Origin of the sequence: Bacillus sp. N13C7 (assembly GCF_026790065.1) — a bacterium.
Taxonomy (GTDB): Bacteria; Bacillota; Bacilli; order Bacillales; family Bacillaceae; genus Bacillus.
Map to the genome: position 1 here is coordinate 552 of NZ_JALAMO010000036.1, position 372 is coordinate 923.

At 42.7% G+C, this 372-nt stretch carries 2 tRNA genes; both read left to right on the forward strand.

Annotated elements, in window-relative coordinates:
- Positions 1–25 precede the first annotated feature (25 nt).
- Positions 26–102, forward strand: a tRNA-Pro gene (locus MOB98_RS20760).
- Positions 103–110: 8 nt separating this feature from the next.
- Positions 111–186: transfer RNA gene (locus tag MOB98_RS20765), tRNA-Ala, on the forward strand.
- The last annotated feature ends 186 nt before the right edge of the window (positions 187–372 follow it).

Sequence of the window (372 nt, forward strand, 5' to 3'; positions counted from 1 at the left end):
TATTCTAATAGAATAGATAGGAAATCGGGAAGTAGCTCAGCTTGGTAGAGCACATGGTTTGGGACCATGGGGTCGCAGGTTCGAATCCTGTCTTCCCGACCATTTTTAATGGGGCCTTAGCTCAGCTGGGAGAGCGCCTGCTTTGCACGCAGGAGGTCAGCGGTTCGATCCCGCTAGGCTCCACCAAAAACTTTTAAAAAAGTTGTTGACTTTGAAGAAGCGACGTTGTATACTAATAAAGTTGCTTTAACAAAGCAAACAAATGAAATGATCTTTGAAAACTAAACAAGACAAAACGTACCTGTTAATTCATTTTTTATAAATCGCACAGCGATGTGCGTAGTCAGTCAAACTACTTTATCGGAGCGGTTG